Consider the following 18,654-nt stretch of genomic DNA (forward strand, 5'->3'; position numbering starts at 1 on the left):
GAACCACATCCGAGGTTGTTAAGTTCAGGCCGGAAAATTGTTTGCAATCAAATGGTTGCAGACGGTTTTTCCGGCCTTTCGTTTTGGCCCATTTGTCGCAGTAAGCGGAACCGAGACCTTCCTGTAAATTGACTCCACCAAACGATGAGGTGGGGCCATGACAGGTTTGACGGTTCGCAGTTTCCGGCTGGACTCAGGTGAGCGGATGGCCCTGCTGACGCACGGGCCGCTTGGGTTGCCAGTCGTACCCGCGGCTCACTACGCCTTGGTCCGGCTTCGGGCACGCGGACTCACTCTTCAGTCGATTCGCCAAGAACTGAGCGCGGTTGCACTTGGCCTTGAGTTCTTCTCCGAACTGCACATCGACCTTGTGCTTCGCGCGGCGCAACGGCATTTCCTTTCTACGGACGAGCTTGTCGCTCTTGCCGACCGATGCCGCATTTCCGTACCGCAGATGGGGTCTCGTCTCGTTTCCCCGCAGTACGGTGCGGCACGCTATTTCACCTGCATTGACTATGTGAAATGGGTAGCCGAGCCGGTCCTCGCACGTATCACCGATGGACGTGAGCATGCTGCCGCCCATGAGGCCTTGGTGCGTTTTGAGAAGCGTGCCAGCAGCGTGGCGCCTCGCGTGGACGCGCAAAGCGGACCTGTCCCGGGAGAGCGCCTCGGCATGACGCCTGAACAGCGCGAGCTCTTTCTCAGGGTTATCCATCCCGGCGATCCCGGCAATCCTTTCAAACCGGAGTTGCAGCTACGTAATGCGGCAATGTTGAATCTGGCCTACGCGTTGGGGCCGCGTGCGGGGGAGCTCCTGGGCTTGAAGTGTTCCGACTTTGACTTCAGCGCACGCCCGGCGACAGTGACAATTCACCGTCGCCATGACGACCCCGAAGACCGTCGGCGCAATCCTGCGTCGACAAAGACGAACGGTCGCATTCTCACTCTTGAGGACGATCTTCGCGACCTGCTGGATGTCTGGATAACGCGGGGTCGGTCCGATCGGAAAAAATTTCCGAATGCCAGGAAGCACCCGTTTGTCTTCGTGAACTACCGAGGGGATCCGCTGACTGACCGTGGCCTTAGGAAAATCGTAGCAGCACTTGCGGCAAAGCATGGCTCGCTGGTGCCGCTGTTCCCACATCTATTGAGGCATGACTGGAATGATCGCTGGAATGAGATGACGTCGGACTCCAGTAGCGATCCGACCCATGTTCGAGACCAGAAGTACGCAATGGGATGGACGGAAAAATCCACTATGCCATTGCGATACGGAAAGCGATCAATTAGAAATTCTACAAATGAGAAAATCAAAAACATGCAGAGAAAAGTGACGCGGAAAACTGAGGGATGAGCGCCTTTCTGATAGTGAGCGTCGCTTGTTGCCGGGCGTTCGCTCGATTTGTGAAATTGATGTCTCGCTTTCTCTCGCCTTCGCTATCAAATATGAGAATGAGAAACGTGAATGATGTTCTGGTCGATGCGCTCATCCATGAAGACATTGCGCTGCCGGACGGTGACGAGAGTCATAGATGGATCTTGTCGCAGTCGGGGAGTCGCGTCGATATATCGGGCGATACTTGGATTATTGCCCCCCATGTGTCGATCAACTGGAGGCTCCAGTCTGTTGTCGCGGAAGTTGTTCTGCACGCGACCCATGAATACATAAAGAATTTGATTCGAACAAAAGCGCCGAGCTATGTGGAGAATCAGTTCAATAATCTTAAGAGGTTGTTCTATATAGCGCAGTCCTGTGGATTGAATATTGATTCCTTGCAGACATTTGGTGATGGTTTTTTTACGAAAATCAAGCACACGCTTGGAAGAAGCTATCCACCGGGCACAGTCGCCAATACCCTAGATGCATATCGGAGGTGGTATGTCTTCGGTGCCGACCAAGAGTTCGAAGGATTCGAACAGGAGTGCGCGACATACCTTGTCAACCAAGTCATCGGCGGTAACGACAAAGGGCAGGCAGTGCTTAGTCAGGACCCCGACGAAGGGCCATTACGGTTCGTCGAGGTGATGGCGCTACAAGGGCGTTTGCTCGCCATGCTCCAAGACGGCACGGATCTCCTGGATGAGATTCTCGTTACGTGGCTGTGCCTGTCTGTTGATTTGCACCGAATCCTGACCCAGGATTTGCATCGAAAACTGACCCACCCCAAAGGCTGTTAGGTGTCGCTTTGTGCGGGTTGTTTGGCGGTGCGTTTCTCCTTCTTGGGCTGGGTGGTGCTGTGCTTGAAACGATAGCTATCGTTGCCGGTTTCAACAATGTGGCAGTGGTGCGTGAGGCGATCCAATAGCGCGGTGGTCATCTTGGCGTCCCCGAAGACGCTGGACCATTCGCCGAAGCTCAGGTTGGTGGTGATGACGAGGCTGGTGCGCTCGTAGAGCTTGCTGATCAGGTGGAACAGCAATGCGCCGCCGGTCTGGCTGAACGGCAGATAGCCCAGCTCATCGAGGATCACCAGGTCGGCATACATGAGTCGCGTGGCCAGGTGTCCCGGCTTGCCTGAGACCTTCTCCAGTTCCAACGCGTTGACGAGCTCCACGGTCGAGAAGAAGCGCACTCGACGGTGATGGTGCTCCACGGCCTGCACGCCGATGGCGGTGCCGAGATGGGTCTTGCCCGTACCTGGGCCGCCGACCAGCACGATGTTGTGCGCCGACTCGAGGAACTCGCAGCGGTGAAGCTGCCGCACCAGTGCTTCGTTGGCCCCGCTGCAACTGAAGTCGAAGCCGGTCAGGTCTCGGTAGGCTGGGAAGCGCGCCACCTTCATCTGATAGGCCAGCGAGCGCACCTCGCGCTCGGTGAGCTCGGCCTTGAGCAGACGCGACAGGATGGCCACGGCCGACTGGTAGGCCGGCGAGTCCTGCGCCGCCAGGTCGCCCAGCGCTTGTGCCATGCCGTGCAGCTTCAACGACTTGAGCATCTCCAACATGACTTCATGCTGCATGATGCACCTCCCGATCTCGCAAGCTGTCGTAGCGGCCGACGTTGGCCTGCGGTTCGACGTGCAGCGCCAGTGCCTGTGGTGAGGTGATCGGTGCCACGGGCTCGCCTTCCAGGAGGCGGCTGAGGATGTTCAGGATGGTTTGCTTGGACGGGGCACCCGCCTCCAGTGCGAGCTCCACCGCAGTGAGTACGGCCTGTTCGTCGTGCAACAGCACCAGCGCCAGGATCTCGACCATCTCGCGATCGCCACCAGGGCGTTTGAGCAGTGTGGATTGCAGGCGTCGGAAGCCCTCTGGCAGTTCGGCGAACGGTGCGCCGTTACGCAGCGCACCGGGCTTACGCTGCAGCACCGCGAGGTAGTGGTGCCAGTCATAGATTGTGCGCCCCGGAAGATGGCTACGGTCGATGTGCCGCACGTGCTCGGCAATCACCTGGCCTTCGGCCACGAACACGAGCCGATTGGCATAGACGCGCAGACTGATGGGCCGGTTGGCAAACGACGCCGGTACGCTGTAGCGGTTGCGCTCGAAGGTCACCAGGCAGGTTGGTGAGACGCGCTTGGTGTGCTCCACAAAGCCATCGAACGGCTGCCCCACGGGCATCAGGTGTGGCCGCTCCAGCGACCAGGCCTCCCAGAGGGTCATGTCCAGCTCAGGATGGCGGGTCTGCTGCCACAGCCGTACGCACTGGTCGGCCAGCCAGTCATTAAGTGCCGCCAGAGAGCCGAATGCAGGGATGCGTTGCCAGATGCGGTGACGGCTGTCCTGCACGTTCTTCTCTATCTGCCCCTTCTCCCAGCCCGAGGCCGGGTTACAGAACTCGGCGTCGAACAGGTAGTGGCTGACCATGGTGCTGAAGCGCAAGTTGACGTCACGCAACTTGCCCAGGCGCACGCGATCCACGGCGGTCTTCATGTTGTCGTAGATGCCGCGACGCGGGATACCGCCCCAGGCCACAAAGGCGTGGTGATGGGCATCGAACAGCATCTCGTGGGTCTGCAGCAGATACGCGCGCAGGAAGAATGCGCGGCTGTGGCTGAGCTTGAACTGAGCCACTTGCAGCTTGGTGCGCTCGCCGGCGATGACCGCCCAGTCCTCGCTCCAGTCGAACTGGAAGGCCTCACCCTCTGCGAAGCGCAGTGGGATAAAGGTGCCTCGCCCCGACGTGCGGGCTTGCTCCTGTTGCTCCTGGCGCCAGCGGCGAGCGAATGCGGCAACGCGATCGTAGGAGCCGGTGAAGCCCAAGGCACACAGATCAGTGTGGATCTGCTTGAGTGTGCGCCGTTGCTTGCGTGGCTTGTTGGCCTCGGTCTTGAGCCAAGCGGAGAGCTTGGCGGCATGGCCGTCGAGCTTGCTCGGACTCTGCCGTGCAGGATAGGCCGGTGCCGTGGTGTCAGCGCGCAGATAGCGCCTGACCGTGTTCCTGGAGATGCCCAGGCGTCTGGCGATCTCGCGCAGCGGGATCTGGTCGCGAAGATGCCAGCGTCGAATGATGCTCAGTATGGCCACGTCGATCACTCCGATCTCCCGCTCGTTGCCGAGCGGGACAGTGTTCTATACGTGGGTCAACATTCGATGCAAAAACCTACCTCGGGTGGGTCAGGATTCGGTGCAAATCAACACCTTATCGATGGCCTGTACACATCTCTCTGGAAGGACGCCTGATGGTAGCCCGAGACGAAGAGCGGCTTGCGGCTGCTGACCAGATCCGGCGGGATCTAGCGGTTCGGAATGAGCTTAGCCGTTCTCAGGCGAGAGCATATGTTCGTTGTCTGCAGACTACTTGGCAGGTCCCAGCGATTCAATGGAGTGATCGAGAGTCGGCAACGCAACTGAGCGACGCGCGCCGTCTTCTCCATGCGGCACACATTTTTCGTTCAGTCGAAGGCGCTCAGTCCAACCATGCGACCGACTGTTTTCGCCGAACGGGCGAGATTCTTGAATGGCTCCACAGGTCGAACGACAACGTTCGTTCAATTCTGCCTATCGAGCTTCTTGCTGCGGCAGCCTATCAACTTGGCGGTTTGCCCGCGATGGCCGCGGGGCTACTCGATCAGGTACAGACCGAGCACGAAGGCGTCAAACTTTATGCAGCATTTCTACGTGCGGACTTTGATGGTGTCCTCCAGCTGGCAGGAAATTTCTGGCGCCATCATTCCGAACTTACGAGCCGGGATGCAGTGGCACAGTTGTATGCTGGAGTGCGGCAAGAGTCCAGCAACGATTCGGAGCGTAGCGGCGTAAGTTGGGCCCTTACAGTGGAGCTTGTAAGGACTTTAGGGCTGACGGCCGACTGCCTTCGGCGTGGTGACGACAATCGCCTCGCAGTGGCTATCCGGAAGCTACATGCATTCGATGCGTTGGCTACCCGCACCTTTAGTGACGACGCAGCTCTCGTCATTTCGCTTGTCCGGCAAGTTGCTGACAGCTATGTCAGTGCCACAATTTATCGGCAGCTTCGCGCAATCGCGACTATGAGGCCTGAGCGAGCGGACAAATTGCTCGCTTACGCCCGAGACCAGTACAGTCGTGGCCGGGGCATTCTATGGCCCTCGCAGTTGCATGGCCTAGAACGCTTGCGGACTGAAAGCTCATTCGCGTTGTGCACACCGACTGGCTCCGGCAAGACGCTCGTTGCAAATATCGCTCTCATCAAGGAACTGCTGCTTCGAGACCATGACGGCGATGTAGCGCCTCTTGCGTTATACATCGTTCCCTCGCGCGCACTTGCTGGTGAGGTCGAGGCAAAGCTCACCTCCGAACTGGGCCGCGACATTACTATCACCGGCCTCTACGGAGGCGCTGATTGGGGAATCACCGACTACTGGCTGAATTCTGCGCAGCCAGTTGCCCTGATCGCAACAGTAGAGAAGGCCGAGGCGCTTATGCGGTATCTCGGGCCGCTGCTTATCGCCCGACTCAGGTTGCTCATCATTGATGAGGCGCACCAAGTCGTGCCTACCGCTGATGATGCGACGCGAGTTAGCTTTGCCGATCACAGCAATCGATCAATCCGGCTTGAAAGCCTAGTGTCGCGGATCCTCGCGTATCGACCAGACGTCATTCGGATTGCCTTGACGGCTGTAGCAGGGGGTGCCGCGGGGCCGGTTGCAAGATGGGTGGAAGGCCGCGCCGACGCCCAACCTGTTGGCGTGCGTTATCGCAGCACCCGGCAACTGATCGGAATTCTGGAGACTGCCCCGAGAAGTCAGGGGCGCATCCAATTGGATCTCATGAACGGCCTCCCCCTCTATCTTAGAGGGGAGGAGGAGCCGGTCTACTTGCCCCTGCGAATAGAGGCGCTGCCAGCCTTGCCCGCCACCTGGCGCAACAGCTTGAATCGCTTCAATAGCCTAAGCGTACTGTGGACTGCATTGCACTTGTCTGAAGAGGATCAGCGCATCCTGATTTCGATCTCACAGGAACCTGAGCAGATCATGCGCTGGTATACAGAGGCGCTTAAGAGCTCGGACTGGGCAACTGCTGTCCGATTTTCTCCACCAGACGGTCTTCTAGGTACCCGATTTGAAGAGGCACGGGCAGCGTGCAGGGATTACTGTGGGCCAGAGTCCTTTGAACTCTACTTGCTAGAGCGTGGCATTGCAACGAGCCATGGTCAGATGCCACAGCGCCTCCGTCGACTGATGGTCGAGATGATCGACAAGAAGATCTGTCCTATCACCGTCGCAACGGCTACCCTTACTGAAGGGGTGAACCTGCCGTTTGATGTGATCTTCCTCACTTCCCTCAAACGTCGCTCCTGGAATCCAGTTACAGAGGAACCAGTCATCGTTCCACTAACGACGGCGGAGTTCCGAAACCTGGCTGGACGAGCGGGGCGACCTGGTGCCACACGTGGTATCGAAGGTATGACTTTGGTGGCATTGCCTACCCAAGTATCGACGACCGCTTCAGGTATGCGCTCAACGCAGCGCAGGCAACGTGAAGAGTTGATCGACGACTATGAAGCTCTGCGACGTGGTTTGGTGATTGAGGAGCGCGATATCGATGCTGCGACCAGTCCGCTCGCATTGCTGCTGCAGACGCTCTGGTTGCGCTCGTCTGCGCTGCTTGGGATGGCGCCGGAAAGATTCATCGATTGGCTCGAGGTAACAGCGCCAACAGCGGTTAGTGCTGATGCCGGCATGGGCGCGAGCGACAATCTGGCCAGATTGGCTGACACTATGGACGAGCTCGACGCAGTTCTGATGACGTCCCTTGAGGAGGCGGCTCGTATTGGTGACACCGATATGGTTCCTGCACGTGCTGAACGACATTTAGCCGATGTGTGGCGTAGAACCTTTTCCGCCGTTGCCGCAAGCGAGGAGGCCTGGCTCGAACAGGCATTTATCCGGCGAGGTGTCGGCATCGTGTCGCACCTATATACCGATCCGGATGAACGTCGCCGCCTCTATCAGTATGGGTTTCCACCGCTGGTAGGACGTCGATTTGAGGCCGTAGTGCCAAAAATCCGCGAATTGATCGCCGAGGCAGAATCATATGGCAGTGCCAATGTAACAGTTCGGGTAAACGTCTTTCGGAGCATTGGTGAGTTACTCGAACGAGATCGCGGTTTTGGCTTCCGGGTGAGGCATACCGTCGGCGATCAGGCGATTCTGGAACGCTGGGGAGACGTACTTGGGTGGTGGATGAACGAGCCTGCCGCCAATGAGCCCTCTGCAGAGAGCCTTCGCGCATGGCAACGTTTCGTTACCGACAATTTGGAGTTCCGGCTGGGCGTAGCTATAGGCGCCGTTGTCGCTCGCGCTTGGTCAGAAGGCGCTGCCGACCCATTCGCTGTTCCAAGTCTGGCTAGTTGGAAGGACACTACGGGGCTTCCTTGGTTTGCCTTTTGGGCTCGGGAGCTATTGCGATGGGGAACGCATGATCCGTTTGTAGCATTTTGCCTAGCTAGAGGTCTTGAGCAAACTCGTGATGCCGCCGAGGGGCGTCGTGGGGAGTACGACAGTTGGTTGGCGAATCAGTTTGACGCGCCGTCAAGCGAAGATCGCATTGACCCTCAGCTGTTGCTACGCTGGCACGAGAGCCTTCAAAGCCGCGAGGAGGCTAGCGTTCCGGTACGCCAGTTCAATGCACGGCTGACCGGTACGACAGGTGAGAGGGGGCGATACGCGGTAGTGCCAGTCTCGCGCGGCGCCCATGTTGCCTGGCTTGATCCAGCTGGTTTCGAGTTGGCGATAACTGACGAAGCTCTAACCGTTAGTTTGTGGGCCACACGAAGCGATTATGAGCTGAATGCAACCGGCACCACACCAACTGTGGCGCGCGTTTTTCGGCCATCTTGACGCGCTTGACTACGGCTCCTCGATGCCACTTGAGCACTGACTTATTCGACAGCGTATGGAAGTCTTTCACCTCGTGATTGACACGAGCATGCTGCGTAGGTTTCCCTTCCAACACGCCGATTTCCAGCGGTTGCTAACGCGATCGCAGATGGGCTCGCTGAAGATCTACATTCCGCAGATTGCTCTTGAGGAAGAGCGAACGGCCCAGCTTGAGAGGCACGTGGAGTTCGCCGAGAAAGTGAAGTCGATGTTCGACAAACTGCAGCGCGGCATGCTGGGCATGCTCGTAGAAGGGCTGCCGGCCCCTCACTTGGAGCTATGGAATCTAGATGAGGTCACGCGCAATTCGCAGGCGACATTCAATCAGTTCGTGACCACCAACAAGATCGAGGTGATTGCTATTTCCATGGAGCACGCCGCGGGCGCATGGGCCAGATACTTCAACGTAGACCCTCCGTTCAACTCAAGCGAAGCGCGGGAAGCGCGACGCAAGGACATCCCGGACTCGTGGATATTGGAAGCGGGGATTGAGATCAAGCCAAGGAAAGGCCAACATTGCGCACTGGTGGGCGACAACAAGCTTGCAGAGGCGTTTGAAAAGGAAGGCTTCAAGGTCTATCAGGACGTGACGGCATTGCTCGAGGACATCGAGCAAGCGACCGCCGTAGTTTCGATACGACCGCCTGTCGTGGGGGAAGCGCCTGTTCCCCTAAATCAACTTCGGAGCCCGGCATTCAAGAACATTGATGTCATCGTGCTTGGCTTGATTGAGGCGCTCAACGCCCCGTCCAAGGAAGCGCTCTTTTCAGCCCTTGAAAGCGCAGGAGTTGATCGCACGATCGCAGAACACGAGGCGCGCACGCTGGTGCTGTCCGGCAGGCTTGATGATACCGGCACTCACCTCGTTCCTACGAGCCGGGCGCTTGCCCAGCATGCCGCAAGTACGGAGGCTGTGACTGCGATACTGCTAAAGGTCACCCAATGAGCCAGTTCGAACTACGTCTTGCTGCGCTTTCGAAGCTAGTGGAAGTCAAAACCGCAGCAGTTGAAGAGCGTCTGAGCGAAGAGTTCCGACGCGTTGCAAAGGTACTGGAGGAGAGCGCCGAGTACGATGAATTGTCTGAGGCCCTGAAGACGCTCGCGGTACTTGTTCCAAGGTTCCACATGGCGGTGTTGCCAATGCTGGAAAAGTTTGTGCGCGCAGTGTCGACCCGAATCTTGACCGAGGGCGGTACACCCATTTCTGGGTCGAGGCTTCGCTATCGCTCCGCTGAGAGTCTGATCAGGGAAGCCATTGAGGTCGCCGACAAGGTGCGCTACGTGCATACGGAGCAGCTCGTCGACTTCCTGCTGGAGATGTCGCGTGCCGCTGACCAGGAAGTCAGAGCCAAGGCCGAGGGTGGGCTGACAGCGCTCGCAACGTTCGACCTGGATGTGTTTTATGGCGAGCCCCCGCGCGGTGCTGGTCCGCAGATGCGCCTGGTGACTCACCTCGGCAACCTGAAGGATGATGAATTGCGCACCAACGCGAACGTCATCCTCCAAGTCCTCGGCACGACGCTTTCGCCAGCAATCGAGGGCACTTCTTGGTCGTACCAGAGCATCACAATCCGACGGGGTTCGGTGCAGAGCGATGGCGGTGTCGCCACCATGCGCGCGGCTGCTATTGACTTGGCAAAGCGGATGTACGTGCTTGACGCATCAGTCAGCCATCGGATGCGAGTCCTGCGGACCTTGAACACCGCGACACGACGTGAGGGCCGCGTCAGCAACGCCGATACCCTAGCTATGTTTGAGCGCGATGCGATCACTGTGCTTGAGTTCGCGCGCGATCTGGTGAAAACCGAGACACTGCCAGTGGTGCAGTCGATTGAGCATCTAGCTTACTGGGACTACTACCACGGGGATTCTCAGGCGATCAAGGACAAGGCTCTGGAAGTGCGGGATGTGTTGGATGCGCACGCCGAATACCAAATCTACAAGCAACTCATCGGCTTTGAAGGCATTTTCGGGAAGTGGGAAGATTTGAGTCGCTCTGACGGGGCTTGGGACTACAGTGACACCAAGCGACGTGAGGCCGCGCGTCAGTATCTCGAGGAGATCAATGATGCCACTTATGAGGTGTGGCGCGATCGCATTCTGGAGTTCTCGAAGACACGATCAGACGATCTGGCGATGTTCCCGGTGTACTACGACTTCCTAGAATCCATCGGTCGGGAGAGACCTCGCCTTGCGCTCGAACTCCTCACTACCGTCCATGAAGCGGTCATGGAGCCATTTTTCATTGCGTTGACGCGTGGTTTGTGGACCAGTGGGTGCTCGGGGGAAATCGATGCGATTGCGAAGGGTTGGATTGCGAGTGGCCGACACCTGACAACGATCGCCAAGTCACTTTACGGAGTCGGCGCGCAGCGTCTCGACACGCTGACGGCGGTTATTGACCGTGCCGCGGCGCTCGATGATCGGGAGGCTCTTATCCAAACGGCGGGAGTCGCCGCGAGCCTTTTTGCCGAAGGTGCTGTCACTGCCAAGTCCATCTTCCTGCGGTCGCTGCGCGAACTGGCCAAACACGATGACGCCCGCTGGGCAAACGTCATTTGGTTCAGGAAGGATTTTCGCGTTCTGGTGGGCGCGATGGAGCCGAGTGAGCGTGCCGAGATTCTAGCGATGCTAACCTCGCTGCCGGAGCTGGACTTTAGGGCAGAGGACGTTCTCTACGAGATCGCACAGTTTGACCTTCACGTGGTCCTCAGCTTTTTAATAGGACGCCTGAAGCACGCTCGGGCGCTAGCGGAAAAAAAGCGTGAATTGGATGCTGGCAGTTCGGATTCGTTCGAGCCGATTCCGTATCAGCTTCACAAATTGGGTGAGGCAATCGCTCGTGAGCCGGGCGCCCTGCTGTCGGCACTTCGGGGTGACTTCGATGACGAAGTCCGGTTCATGTTTAGCTATCGTGGCGCTCGGCTTGTAAAGTCGGCGTTCCCGACCTTTGGCGAGCCATTAGAGGCGCTGCTGCTTCAGTATGTTGGGAGTGGTGACGAGGACGACATCGCGTTTGTCGTCGGTATCCTGCGCGCCTACGACGGCTCCTCATCGATTTTGGATATCTGCAAGGCCATTATTAAGGCGGTGCCAGAGCGTTCCGGCGTTTGGAAAGAGGTCGCGGCTGCTATTGAAACCACGGGCGTCGTCAGAGGTGAGTACGGAATGGTCCAGGCGTACGAACAAAAACTGCAGGCGATTTCCGATTGGAGAAGCGACGAAGACAGCCGTGTCCAAGCCTTCGCTGAATGGCTTACCGACGGCCTGCAAGGGATGATCGAGCATGAGCAGCGACGAGCAGACGAGGGGCTAGCGCTGCGAAAGTATCGATTCGGCATTGGCAAGGACGAGAGTTGAGGGCCATGCGGACACTTTCAAAGAGAATCTGCAATGTCGGACGGCATGGAACACGGCGCACTGATCGGTGGGATAGGTGGCAAGTAAGCGCACCGGGCCTAAGGTTTTTCCGAAAATGCTTCTCTCAGGGCTGGGCGATCGAATTCCTCGTTGAGATACATCCGGAGGGTTGCTTGGTTGGTTGTCGCTTAACTCGGTAGCGTGGGAATTCATTGTTTCCAAAGAGAATTTCCTGCGCATCCGTGGCGCTTGATTGGGTGTTTGGTTGGTTTGCTGGACGCTTCTTGGAAGCAATGGCTGGGGATCTGTGCAGCGCGTCACAAGGGGGATAAAGTGTTTGCTCTGACACTTGACGAATTTTTGCGCGAAAACCATGTAACGCGTGAGGAGTGGGAGAGTAGCGGAGCCGACTGGAGTGTTCTGGTTGAAATAGCGAACGACCACGAACTCCGCAAAGATCGCCTCCAGAGTACCGCCGAGCATTACGCGCGCGATCTCCAAAAAATGGATGGCGTGCACTCCGTACGCTTTCGCGTAAAGGACACCGCACATCTGCTGGCAAAGATTGTCAGAAAGCTGATTGAAAAGCCCGAGGAGTATAAAAAAATCAGCGCGCAGAGTTACCACAAGATCATCACCGATTTGGTGGGTATACGCGCCATTCACCTATTCAAGGATGAATGCATCGCAATCGACAAGCAGATAAAGGATCACTTCAATATCACTGAGGGCCCAATCGCGAACATCAGGCCGGGTGATTCAGACTACCTGTATCGTGACAATGGGATCGAGATTGATACCCGTGATTCAGGATATAGGTCGATACACTACATCGTCTCCGATTCGTCAAGAAAACGCGAAACGTTTTCCGAGATCCAAGTCCGCACCATATTCGAAGAGGGTTGGTCCGAGATTGACCACCAAGTGAGGTATCCAAGTTTCTCGGACGATGAAACGCTGAAGGAGTTTCTTGGTGTTTTCAATCGAATTGCAGGTGCGGCAGATGAGATGGGTAGCTTTGTCAGAGGGCTTTCGCAGACGGTCGCGAAAATCTCTGAGCCCCTGAAAGGATCTCTGCAAGCCAGTGGTACAACTGGTGCATCTATAAAGCTCAATGAGCTCCTTTATGCGCTGTCCGAAAAGGAAATTCGAAAATTAAATTTTTTAGATGGAAACGGCAAAACAAACTTCATTGCTCTCGGCTCTCTTGTGAATAAGAGTCTTCGGGAACATGAGAACAGCGAAGAGGCGAAAAAGCCAATGGATGACAGCTTCTCGATTGGTCCTCCAAGGTCTGATACTACCGGGGACTATGTGAGCTTCGTAATACAGGACGGCAAGGAAATGATCGCCGGCAGGATATCTAATACGGCGCTCGCGGTTCTCAATAACGGGAAGGTCTTCGATAGTCCAATTGAGGTTTTTAACGCGCATACCGATCGGATTAAAAAGGCGGCGTACGAGATGCGAAGGATGAACCCGCATTTCGAACTCATAGCTCTGGGGTCGAACAATTTTTCTTAGAGGGGCGGGGCCGCCAAGATCGCCGTCGATTACAAAAACCGCGTCACCGACGCCGGCGACGAATGGCAGAAGATTTTTGGCGCCGATATTCCCCGGACCGTGTAATGGATGAGGTTATGCGGCGGCACCGAGGAGTGCAGCATGGATGAAGACGAGGCGCGGGCACTTCTCGCTGGCCCGTTCGGGATTGAACTGGCGCGATACCCACTCCGTTTTTGTAAGGCTGCGTTCTTTGGCATTACACCGGAGCCTGGAAACCAACTCGAAGTGAACAACGGGACGGCTTCGCTGATAGCGCGGGGGGAAGATCGTTTGATGATCACTTGCGCCCACGTCTTAGAGGGTTTCCGGCGAAAACGGGCGGAATCCGCCTTCGCGTTCTTCCAGATCGACAATTGCCGACTGGACCCGCTTGCGCAAATGGTCGGGGAGAGCCATGAACTCGACGTTGCGGTCGTTCGCCTGACAACTGAACAGGCGACTGAGATTGTCGACGGCGGCTTCGGCATCGGCGAAGCATTCTTCGATATCGGTATGGCTCGGCCGGATCTCGCAGTTGCGGGCGAGGGGATCGCCTTCGGCGGCTTTCCCGGTGGTTTGCGGCGGGCGCAGTCGCTCAACGAATTGAACTTCGGTAGCTATAGCTGCGGGGCGACGCCAGCCACGGTGGCGCACGATAACTATCTGGTTTGCCAGTTCGAGCGGGATGAGTGGATCCGGCAAGCCAATGAGCCAGAGCCAGACGCTATCGGAGGCCTCAGTGGCGGGCCTGCATTCAGGCTTCTGCAAAGCCCGGCTGGGATCCTCAGCTATGCGTTTGCTGGGATCATTTATGAGTTTTCTGCGAACATCGACCTTCTTTACATCGCCCAGGCCCAAGCTATTCATGACCTGATGGGGTGGGGTTGAAGGCCGGCAGTTGACTCTCTATGGCGGCGTCCGCGCTTTCAGGTTGGACGTATTCGATGTTTGAGATATCATGGCCTAAGCCATTGGATTGGCAGGGCCTTGCGCCCAACTCTACTTCCTTGAAGCAGGTGCCTTGCGCGTCTACCGCATTCGGAATGCGTCTTGTTGTGTACCGCCAACGACGCGTAGTGTCATAGCCGGTGCCACTCAATGTTATAAGCAACCTCGTCGAGTCCCATTCGGTGCAAGGTGGCCTACGGCTCGTCCTATCCACAGACGTATCCGTTCGATTGAATGCCGAGCCGCCCCGAGCGACCGTCGTCGAGGTTTTTTCCTCTCGAGAGAGCCCCTAGCCTGTTGATTTGGTTTTTGCGGGCTGTCTGCGTGCCTGTGGATAACTTCTCTCGCAGTCATGCTGCCGGCCCCTCCCCTGGACCTCTCCCAGTGTTGGAAAGATATAAGCAACCCCAAAAAGCTGAAAAGTGACGGACGAAGGCGCCAGTTCACCCGCTGCGCGGGTGAACTGGCGTACACGGGCAACGCCATTTGACAACTCGATGTTTGACACAGGCTGTGGGATCTGTAGGATTCTTTTTTTGAATCAAACGGTTAGGGGAAATCTGACAGTAGGTGGTTCCGCTAACCTTTTTAAGGAAAACGTAGTCCAAATCGGTAAAGCAAGGCCCTGTAAATTTTCGCCTGACCAAAAGGTTGGGCGGAAATTTACAGGGCCTTTATTTATTGGCTTTCCAGTTTTCAAGCGGATAGGTCGATGTGCGACTAAGGACTCCGTGTGTCGATCGAAATAGTCGGGGCGGCTTTCTTTATTTTCAATAATCCTCAGTCGTATTACGGTGGTAATATTTTCGCCGTATATTGTGCTTTCCGTGGATTTTGAAATATCTGCACTCGACCAGGGCAGATTCGAGTTTTGCGGTCAATTTTTCATCATCCGTGCAACTGAAAGCCGGCGCAACGCGGCTTCAGGCGCCATGCATGGATGCTCCCCGTGAATATGCGTTTGAATTTGTCGTGCTCAACGGCAACCCGACTTCTGGAGACTGTGATGATGCGAAAAATGCTTTTCTCGATCCTGGCGCTTGTGGCCGCCCCGATAATGGCGGCTGAGGGTGGCGGCGCTCAGCCCGCGTCCGTCGAAGTCAAGTTTGGCAAGCCGACGGTCAAGCAGAAATTGTTTTATGAAAAGATGTACGAGAAAAAGCCGTTTCCGGACGCAACGCTGTACTACTACGACAACGGCGTTTACAAGATTATTTCTCAGGGCGAAGAGCATTATGGTGTGTACGTCGTGCGCGGCCACCTCACCGATGATCAGTACGCGGTTCACTACATCTCGCTGCCGTCCTCTGACTGGGGTGGAAAGACAGCGCACCACTTCCTAAAGTTCGACCGAAAGGCCGGCACGTTCACCCAGCAGGCGACGTGGGAGGAGGACGCAAACATTGCCCCGCAGCACGGTCGATTCAGCCAGGGCGACAACACGATTGACGACCCGGAGTCGATCAAATGGGAGACGCATGCGGAAGGTGAGCAACGGACGCGATAGCCTGCTCACCAGACAACAAAAAACCCGGCATCCATGGCGGATTGCCGGGTTTTTTGTTGCCTGCGCGCGGCGTTAGCCGTTCGAGCATCCCTTCTTGAACACATGCTTGACGCCGCATTTGGTGGCGTGCGCCGCATCGCGGGCACCGTGGCCGACCGCACGGGCACCATTGGCCGTGGCATGCCCGACGGCTTTCGCGCCGTCGCGCGTGGCGTGGCCCACGGCCTTTGTGCCATCACGCACGGCGTGGCCGGTTTTCTTGGCGGCGTCTTTCGTGTCTTGCTTGATCTCTTGCTTCGTTTCAGACAAGTCGGCGTGGGCAAGCGGGCTGAGCAGTGCCAGCATCAGCGCGGGGATCAGCGAGTGGATCAGAAGCGGGCGACCTTTCACGGCGGGATTCCTCCTGGGCAAGTTCATACAGCGGCGTCGAGCACGACAGCCGCCCGACCTGTCAACAGGATGCGCGCGCCATCGCGCACGGTAAAGGAATACAACACGTTGTTACCGTCTCCGCCGATGCGCTCGGCCTCGATGTCGAGTGGGGTGTCGATGGTGTCGAGCCGTGCGACAAATGTCTCGACGCTGCGCACGCTAGCGAGGAAGCCGGCGCACGGGCGCGCCTGTGTCGTATCACCCAGTGCGCCGTGCACAGCCATTGCCTGGGCCGCGTATTCGATGCCGCAGACGGCGGCCAGCTGCCCGTTGGAACGCAGCGGGTTGGCAGGGTCCCGGTGGCTGGTGGCGGTGCAGTGGATGTGGGCATCGTCCCAGGCGAGCACCGTGTCGAGCAGACACATCGTGCCGCTGTGCGGAATGCGCGCGGCAATCCAGTTGCGATCCAGCGGTGGTGAAAGCGGTGCGTCGGCGGTCATGTTGCGATGTCGCGGAAGGCGCCTGTGGCATCGGGCAGAACGACGTTCACCTGTAGGCCGGTATCGGGCAAGTAGTCGAGCACCACGCGCTGCGCGCGCCGCGTTGCTAGGGCGTCCAGCAATGGCAGCACGCGGGCGGCGGGGTTGCCGTGCCGCAATGTTTCCAGTTCTGGCGCGGCTAGCGTGGTCGCGGGCGTGTCGGTGAGTTCGATGTCGATGCGCGCCAGCGTCTTTGCGCTGGCCTCCGGCGCCAGCACCAGCCCTACGGCAAACGCATCGGACACGGGCCGCATGGCGTGCAGCGGCTCGGGGTACGGGCTGTCGTAGGCAATCAGCAGGGTGGGCGTGCCATCGACGGCGACTTGGCACAGGCTATCGAGCAGGCCGGCGGCAAAGCTGCCGTCGTGTGCGCACAGCACATTGGACGGCGCCATGGCGTGCGTGGCGATGCTCCAGTAGCCGGCCGGCGCGTTGTGCACGGAGTTGTGGAAACGCGTGGGCGAGAGCTTGCGATTGTCGGCCTCCTCGCTGGCCAGGGTCTCGCAGATGACGTGGCAGTTCTGCCCGTCGCCGCCGGAGGAGGTGAACACGGTGGCGAGCGTGCCGGCATCGCGCCCGCAAGCGGCCACCGCTTCGTGGCCGACCGCCAGCGCGAGCTTGACGACGGGGCCGGTGCGGCGGCGCTCGATGGGCGGCAAGCCGGCCGGCGGCGGCAGCGTGGTCGGCGCATGCGCGTAGGGTGTGCGGCCTGCGAGCACGTCGGCTGCGTGCGGCCAGTCCGGCAGGCCGGGGCCGAGCAGGCCGATGCTTTCAATGAAGGCGCTGAGTTGGGTCATGGTGCGGCATTAGCTCCGGGCAGCGTCGGCGCGGCCGAAGATCAGGCTGCAGTTGGTGCCGCCAAAGCCGAAGGCGTTGCTGAGCGCGGTGCGCACGCGGGCATCGCGGCTCGTGGTGGCGTAGTGCACGGCGAGGGCCGGGTCGGGCTGCGTGGTGTTGATGCCGCCGGGCACGAACTGATGGCGCAGCGTCAGCGCCGCGATGATGGCTTCCAGCGCGCCGGCCGCGCCGAGCGTGTGGCCGGTTGCGCCCTTGGTGGAGCTGCATGGCGTGCCGTCAAACAGTGGCTGCATGGCGCGTGCCTCGGCGGTGTCGTTGCTGGCCGTACCGGTGCCGTGCAGGTTGATGTAGTCGATGTCCGATGCCGCCAGGCCGCTGGTTTGCAACGCTTGCACCATGGCCGCGCGCGCGCCCAGGCCTTCGGGATGCGGCGACGACATGTGATGCGCGTCGCTCGATTCGCCAATGCCGAGCAACAGGATGGCATCGTCGGCCAACGCAGTGTCTGGCACGCGTTCCAGCAGCGCAAACGCAGCGGCTTCGCCGATGGAGATGCCATCGCGCGCCACGTCGTACGGCCGGCATGGCGCGTGCGACAGCAACTCCAGCGAGTTGAACCCGTACAGCGCGGTCAGGCATAGCGAATCCACTCCTCCCACTACCGCAGCGTCGATCAGGCCCGCTTCCAGCATGCGCCGCGCCGAGGCAAACACCTTGGCGCCCGACGAGCATGCCGACGAGATGGCCATGGCCGGACCACCCAGCCCAAAGACCGCGCGCACGAAGGCAGCCGGCGAATAGATGTTGTGCGTTTGCGCGTAGTGAAAGCTCGCGGGCAGCGCGCCGGTCTGCCCATCGTGATACTGGCGGTGCTGATAGGCGTGTTCGGTTTCGAGAATGCCCGACGTGCTGGTGCCGATGAACACGCCGATGCGCTTGGCGCCGTAACGGGTCTTGGCGGTCATCACGTGCTCGGCAAAGCTGTCTTGTGCGAGGCCGATCTGCGCCAGCCGGTTGTTGCGGCAATCAAAGGGGGCCAGGTCCGCGCGGATGGACTCGGCGTCCACACCGTCGACGGCGCCGATCCACGTGTCGAGGTCGGCACGTGGAAAGTCGCACGGCACGAGGCCGCCGCGCTGGCTGCGCAACGCATCGAGCGTGGCGTCAAGGCCACGTCCGAGGCAGCTCGTGGCGGTGAAATGCGTGACCAATAGGGGCTTCACGGCGGGGGTGTCGGAGGGCGTTTGGTGGGGATGAGCTCCAGCAACTGGTGTGCCGGTAA

Annotated in this window: 14 protein-coding genes; 8 read left to right on the forward strand and 6 right to left on the reverse strand. The window is 58.5% G+C overall.

Going from position 1 to position 18,654, the window contains the following annotated elements; genetic code table 11:
* Positions 1 to 157 precede the first annotated feature (157 nt).
* The gene (locus ACN9M1_RS01715) at positions 158 to 1,354 is read left to right on the forward strand and encodes a tyrosine-type recombinase/integrase (protein ID WP_426396858.1); all 1,197 of its coding nucleotides are present in this window, start codon (positions 158 to 160) and stop codon (positions 1,352 to 1,354) included.
* Positions 1,351 to 2,178, forward strand: coding sequence for a hypothetical protein (locus ACN9M1_RS01720; RefSeq protein WP_426396860.1), 828 nt, complete (start codon positions 1,351 to 1,353; stop codon positions 2,176 to 2,178). The genes ACN9M1_RS01715 and ACN9M1_RS01720 overlap by 4 nt, the downstream gene beginning before the upstream one ends.
* On the opposite strand, the gene istB is transcribed toward ACN9M1_RS01720, so the two are convergent.
* Together istB and istA are read right to left on the reverse strand one after the other, a co-directional pair.
* Positions 2,175 to 2,960 (reverse strand): IS21-like element helper ATPase IstB, encoded by a 786-nt coding sequence (gene istB, locus ACN9M1_RS01725; RefSeq protein WP_426394882.1) that lies wholly within the window; start codon positions 2,958 to 2,960, stop codon positions 2,175 to 2,177. The genes ACN9M1_RS01720 and istB overlap by 4 nt on opposite strands.
* A complete protein-coding gene (gene istA / locus ACN9M1_RS01730; protein WP_012760797.1) occupies positions 2,950 to 4,476 on the reverse strand; it encodes an IS21 family transposase in 1,527 nt (508 codons plus the stop codon). The genes istB and istA overlap by 11 nt, the downstream gene beginning before the upstream one ends.
* A 146-nt stretch (positions 4,477 to 4,622) precedes the next feature.
* Between istA and ACN9M1_RS01735 the strand changes: the two genes are divergently transcribed.
* From ACN9M1_RS01735 to ACN9M1_RS01760, 6 genes are all read left to right on the forward strand, one after another.
* Complete coding sequence (locus ACN9M1_RS01735) at positions 4,623 to 8,264, forward strand: DEAD/DEAH box helicase (RefSeq protein ID WP_426396861.1); 3,642 nt, start codon at positions 4,623 to 4,625, stop codon at positions 8,262 to 8,264.
* 55 nt (positions 8,265 to 8,319) lie between these two features.
* The gene (locus ACN9M1_RS01740; RefSeq protein WP_426396863.1) at positions 8,320 to 9,249 is read left to right on the forward strand and encodes a PIN domain-containing protein; all 930 of its coding nucleotides are present in this window, start codon (positions 8,320 to 8,322) and stop codon (positions 9,247 to 9,249) included.
* Positions 9,246 to 11,663 (forward strand): hypothetical protein, encoded by a 2,418-nt coding sequence (locus tag ACN9M1_RS01745; RefSeq protein WP_426396865.1) that lies wholly within the window; start codon positions 9,246 to 9,248, stop codon positions 11,661 to 11,663. Before ACN9M1_RS01740 ends, ACN9M1_RS01745 begins: the two co-directional genes overlap by 4 nt.
* 261 nt (positions 11,664 to 11,924) lie before the next feature.
* Positions 11,925 to 13,187, forward strand: coding sequence for a RelA/SpoT domain-containing protein (locus ACN9M1_RS01750; protein WP_426396866.1), 1,263 nt, complete (start codon positions 11,925 to 11,927; stop codon positions 13,185 to 13,187).
* 141 nt (positions 13,188 to 13,328) lie between these two features.
* Complete coding sequence (locus ACN9M1_RS01755) at positions 13,329 to 14,096, forward strand: hypothetical protein (protein WP_426396868.1); 768 nt, start codon at positions 13,329 to 13,331, stop codon at positions 14,094 to 14,096.
* 1,066 nt (positions 14,097 to 15,162) lie between these two features.
* Entirely contained in the window at positions 15,163 to 15,663 is a 501-nt protein-coding gene (locus tag ACN9M1_RS01760) for a hypothetical protein (protein WP_426396870.1), read from the forward strand.
* Between the two features lie 72 nt (positions 15,664 to 15,735).
* Here ACN9M1_RS01760 and ACN9M1_RS01765 read toward each other — a convergent pair whose 3' ends face one another.
* The 4 genes from ACN9M1_RS01765 to ACN9M1_RS01780 are packed head-to-tail and all read right to left on the reverse strand — an operon-like array spanning position 15,736 to position 18,595.
* Positions 15,736 to 16,053: a hypothetical protein gene (locus tag ACN9M1_RS01765; protein ID WP_426396871.1), complete on the reverse strand. Its 318-nt coding sequence runs from the start codon at positions 16,051 to 16,053 to the stop codon at positions 15,736 to 15,738.
* 23 nt (positions 16,054 to 16,076) lie between these two features.
* On the reverse strand, positions 16,077 to 16,535 hold the full coding sequence (locus ACN9M1_RS01770; RefSeq protein WP_426396873.1) for a hotdog family protein: 459 nt from the start codon (positions 16,533 to 16,535) through the stop codon (positions 16,077 to 16,079).
* Positions 16,532 to 17,371, reverse strand: a complete 840-nt coding sequence (locus ACN9M1_RS01775) for a beta-ketoacyl synthase chain length factor (RefSeq protein WP_426396875.1) — start codon at positions 17,369 to 17,371, stop codon at positions 16,532 to 16,534. Before ACN9M1_RS01775 ends, ACN9M1_RS01770 begins: the two co-directional genes overlap by 4 nt.
* Positions 17,372 to 17,380: 9 nt before the next feature.
* Complete coding sequence (locus ACN9M1_RS01780; protein ID WP_426396877.1) at positions 17,381 to 18,595, reverse strand: beta-ketoacyl-[acyl-carrier-protein] synthase family protein; 1,215 nt, start codon at positions 18,593 to 18,595, stop codon at positions 17,381 to 17,383.
* Positions 18,596 to 18,654 lie beyond the last annotated feature (59 nt).

It is taken from the genome of Ralstonia sp. R-29 (genome assembly GCF_049913345.1).
GTDB lineage: Bacteria > Pseudomonadota > Gammaproteobacteria > Burkholderiales > Burkholderiaceae > Ralstonia.

Bases quoted from the DNA above. Each gene is read 5' to 3' on its own strand.
- ACN9M1_RS01715 (WP_426396858.1), top strand. From the start codon at position 158: ATGACAGGTTTGACGGTTCGCAGTTTCCGGCTGGACTCAGGTGAGCGG.
- ACN9M1_RS01720 (WP_426396860.1), top strand. From the start codon at position 1,351: ATGAGCGCCTTTCTGATAGTGAGCGTCGCTTGTTGCCGGGCGTTCGCT.
- istB (WP_426394882.1), bottom strand. From the start codon at position 2,960: ATGCAGCATGAAGTCATGTTGGAGATGCTCAAGTCGTTGAAGCTGCAC.
- ACN9M1_RS01735 (WP_426396861.1), top strand. From the start codon at position 4,623: ATGGTAGCCCGAGACGAAGAGCGGCTTGCGGCTGCTGACCAGATCCGG.
- ACN9M1_RS01740 (WP_426396863.1), top strand. From the start codon at position 8,320: ATGGAAGTCTTTCACCTCGTGATTGACACGAGCATGCTGCGTAGGTTT.
- ACN9M1_RS01745 (WP_426396865.1), top strand. From the start codon at position 9,246: ATGAGCCAGTTCGAACTACGTCTTGCTGCGCTTTCGAAGCTAGTGGAA.
- ACN9M1_RS01755 (WP_426396868.1), top strand. From the start codon at position 13,329: ATGGATGAAGACGAGGCGCGGGCACTTCTCGCTGGCCCGTTCGGGATT.
- ACN9M1_RS01760 (WP_426396870.1), top strand. From the start codon at position 15,163: ATGATGCGAAAAATGCTTTTCTCGATCCTGGCGCTTGTGGCCGCCCCG.
- ACN9M1_RS01770 (WP_426396873.1), bottom strand. From the start codon at position 16,535: ATGACCGCCGACGCACCGCTTTCACCACCGCTGGATCGCAACTGGATT.
- ACN9M1_RS01775 (WP_426396875.1), bottom strand. From the start codon at position 17,371: ATGACCCAACTCAGCGCCTTCATTGAAAGCATCGGCCTGCTCGGCCCC.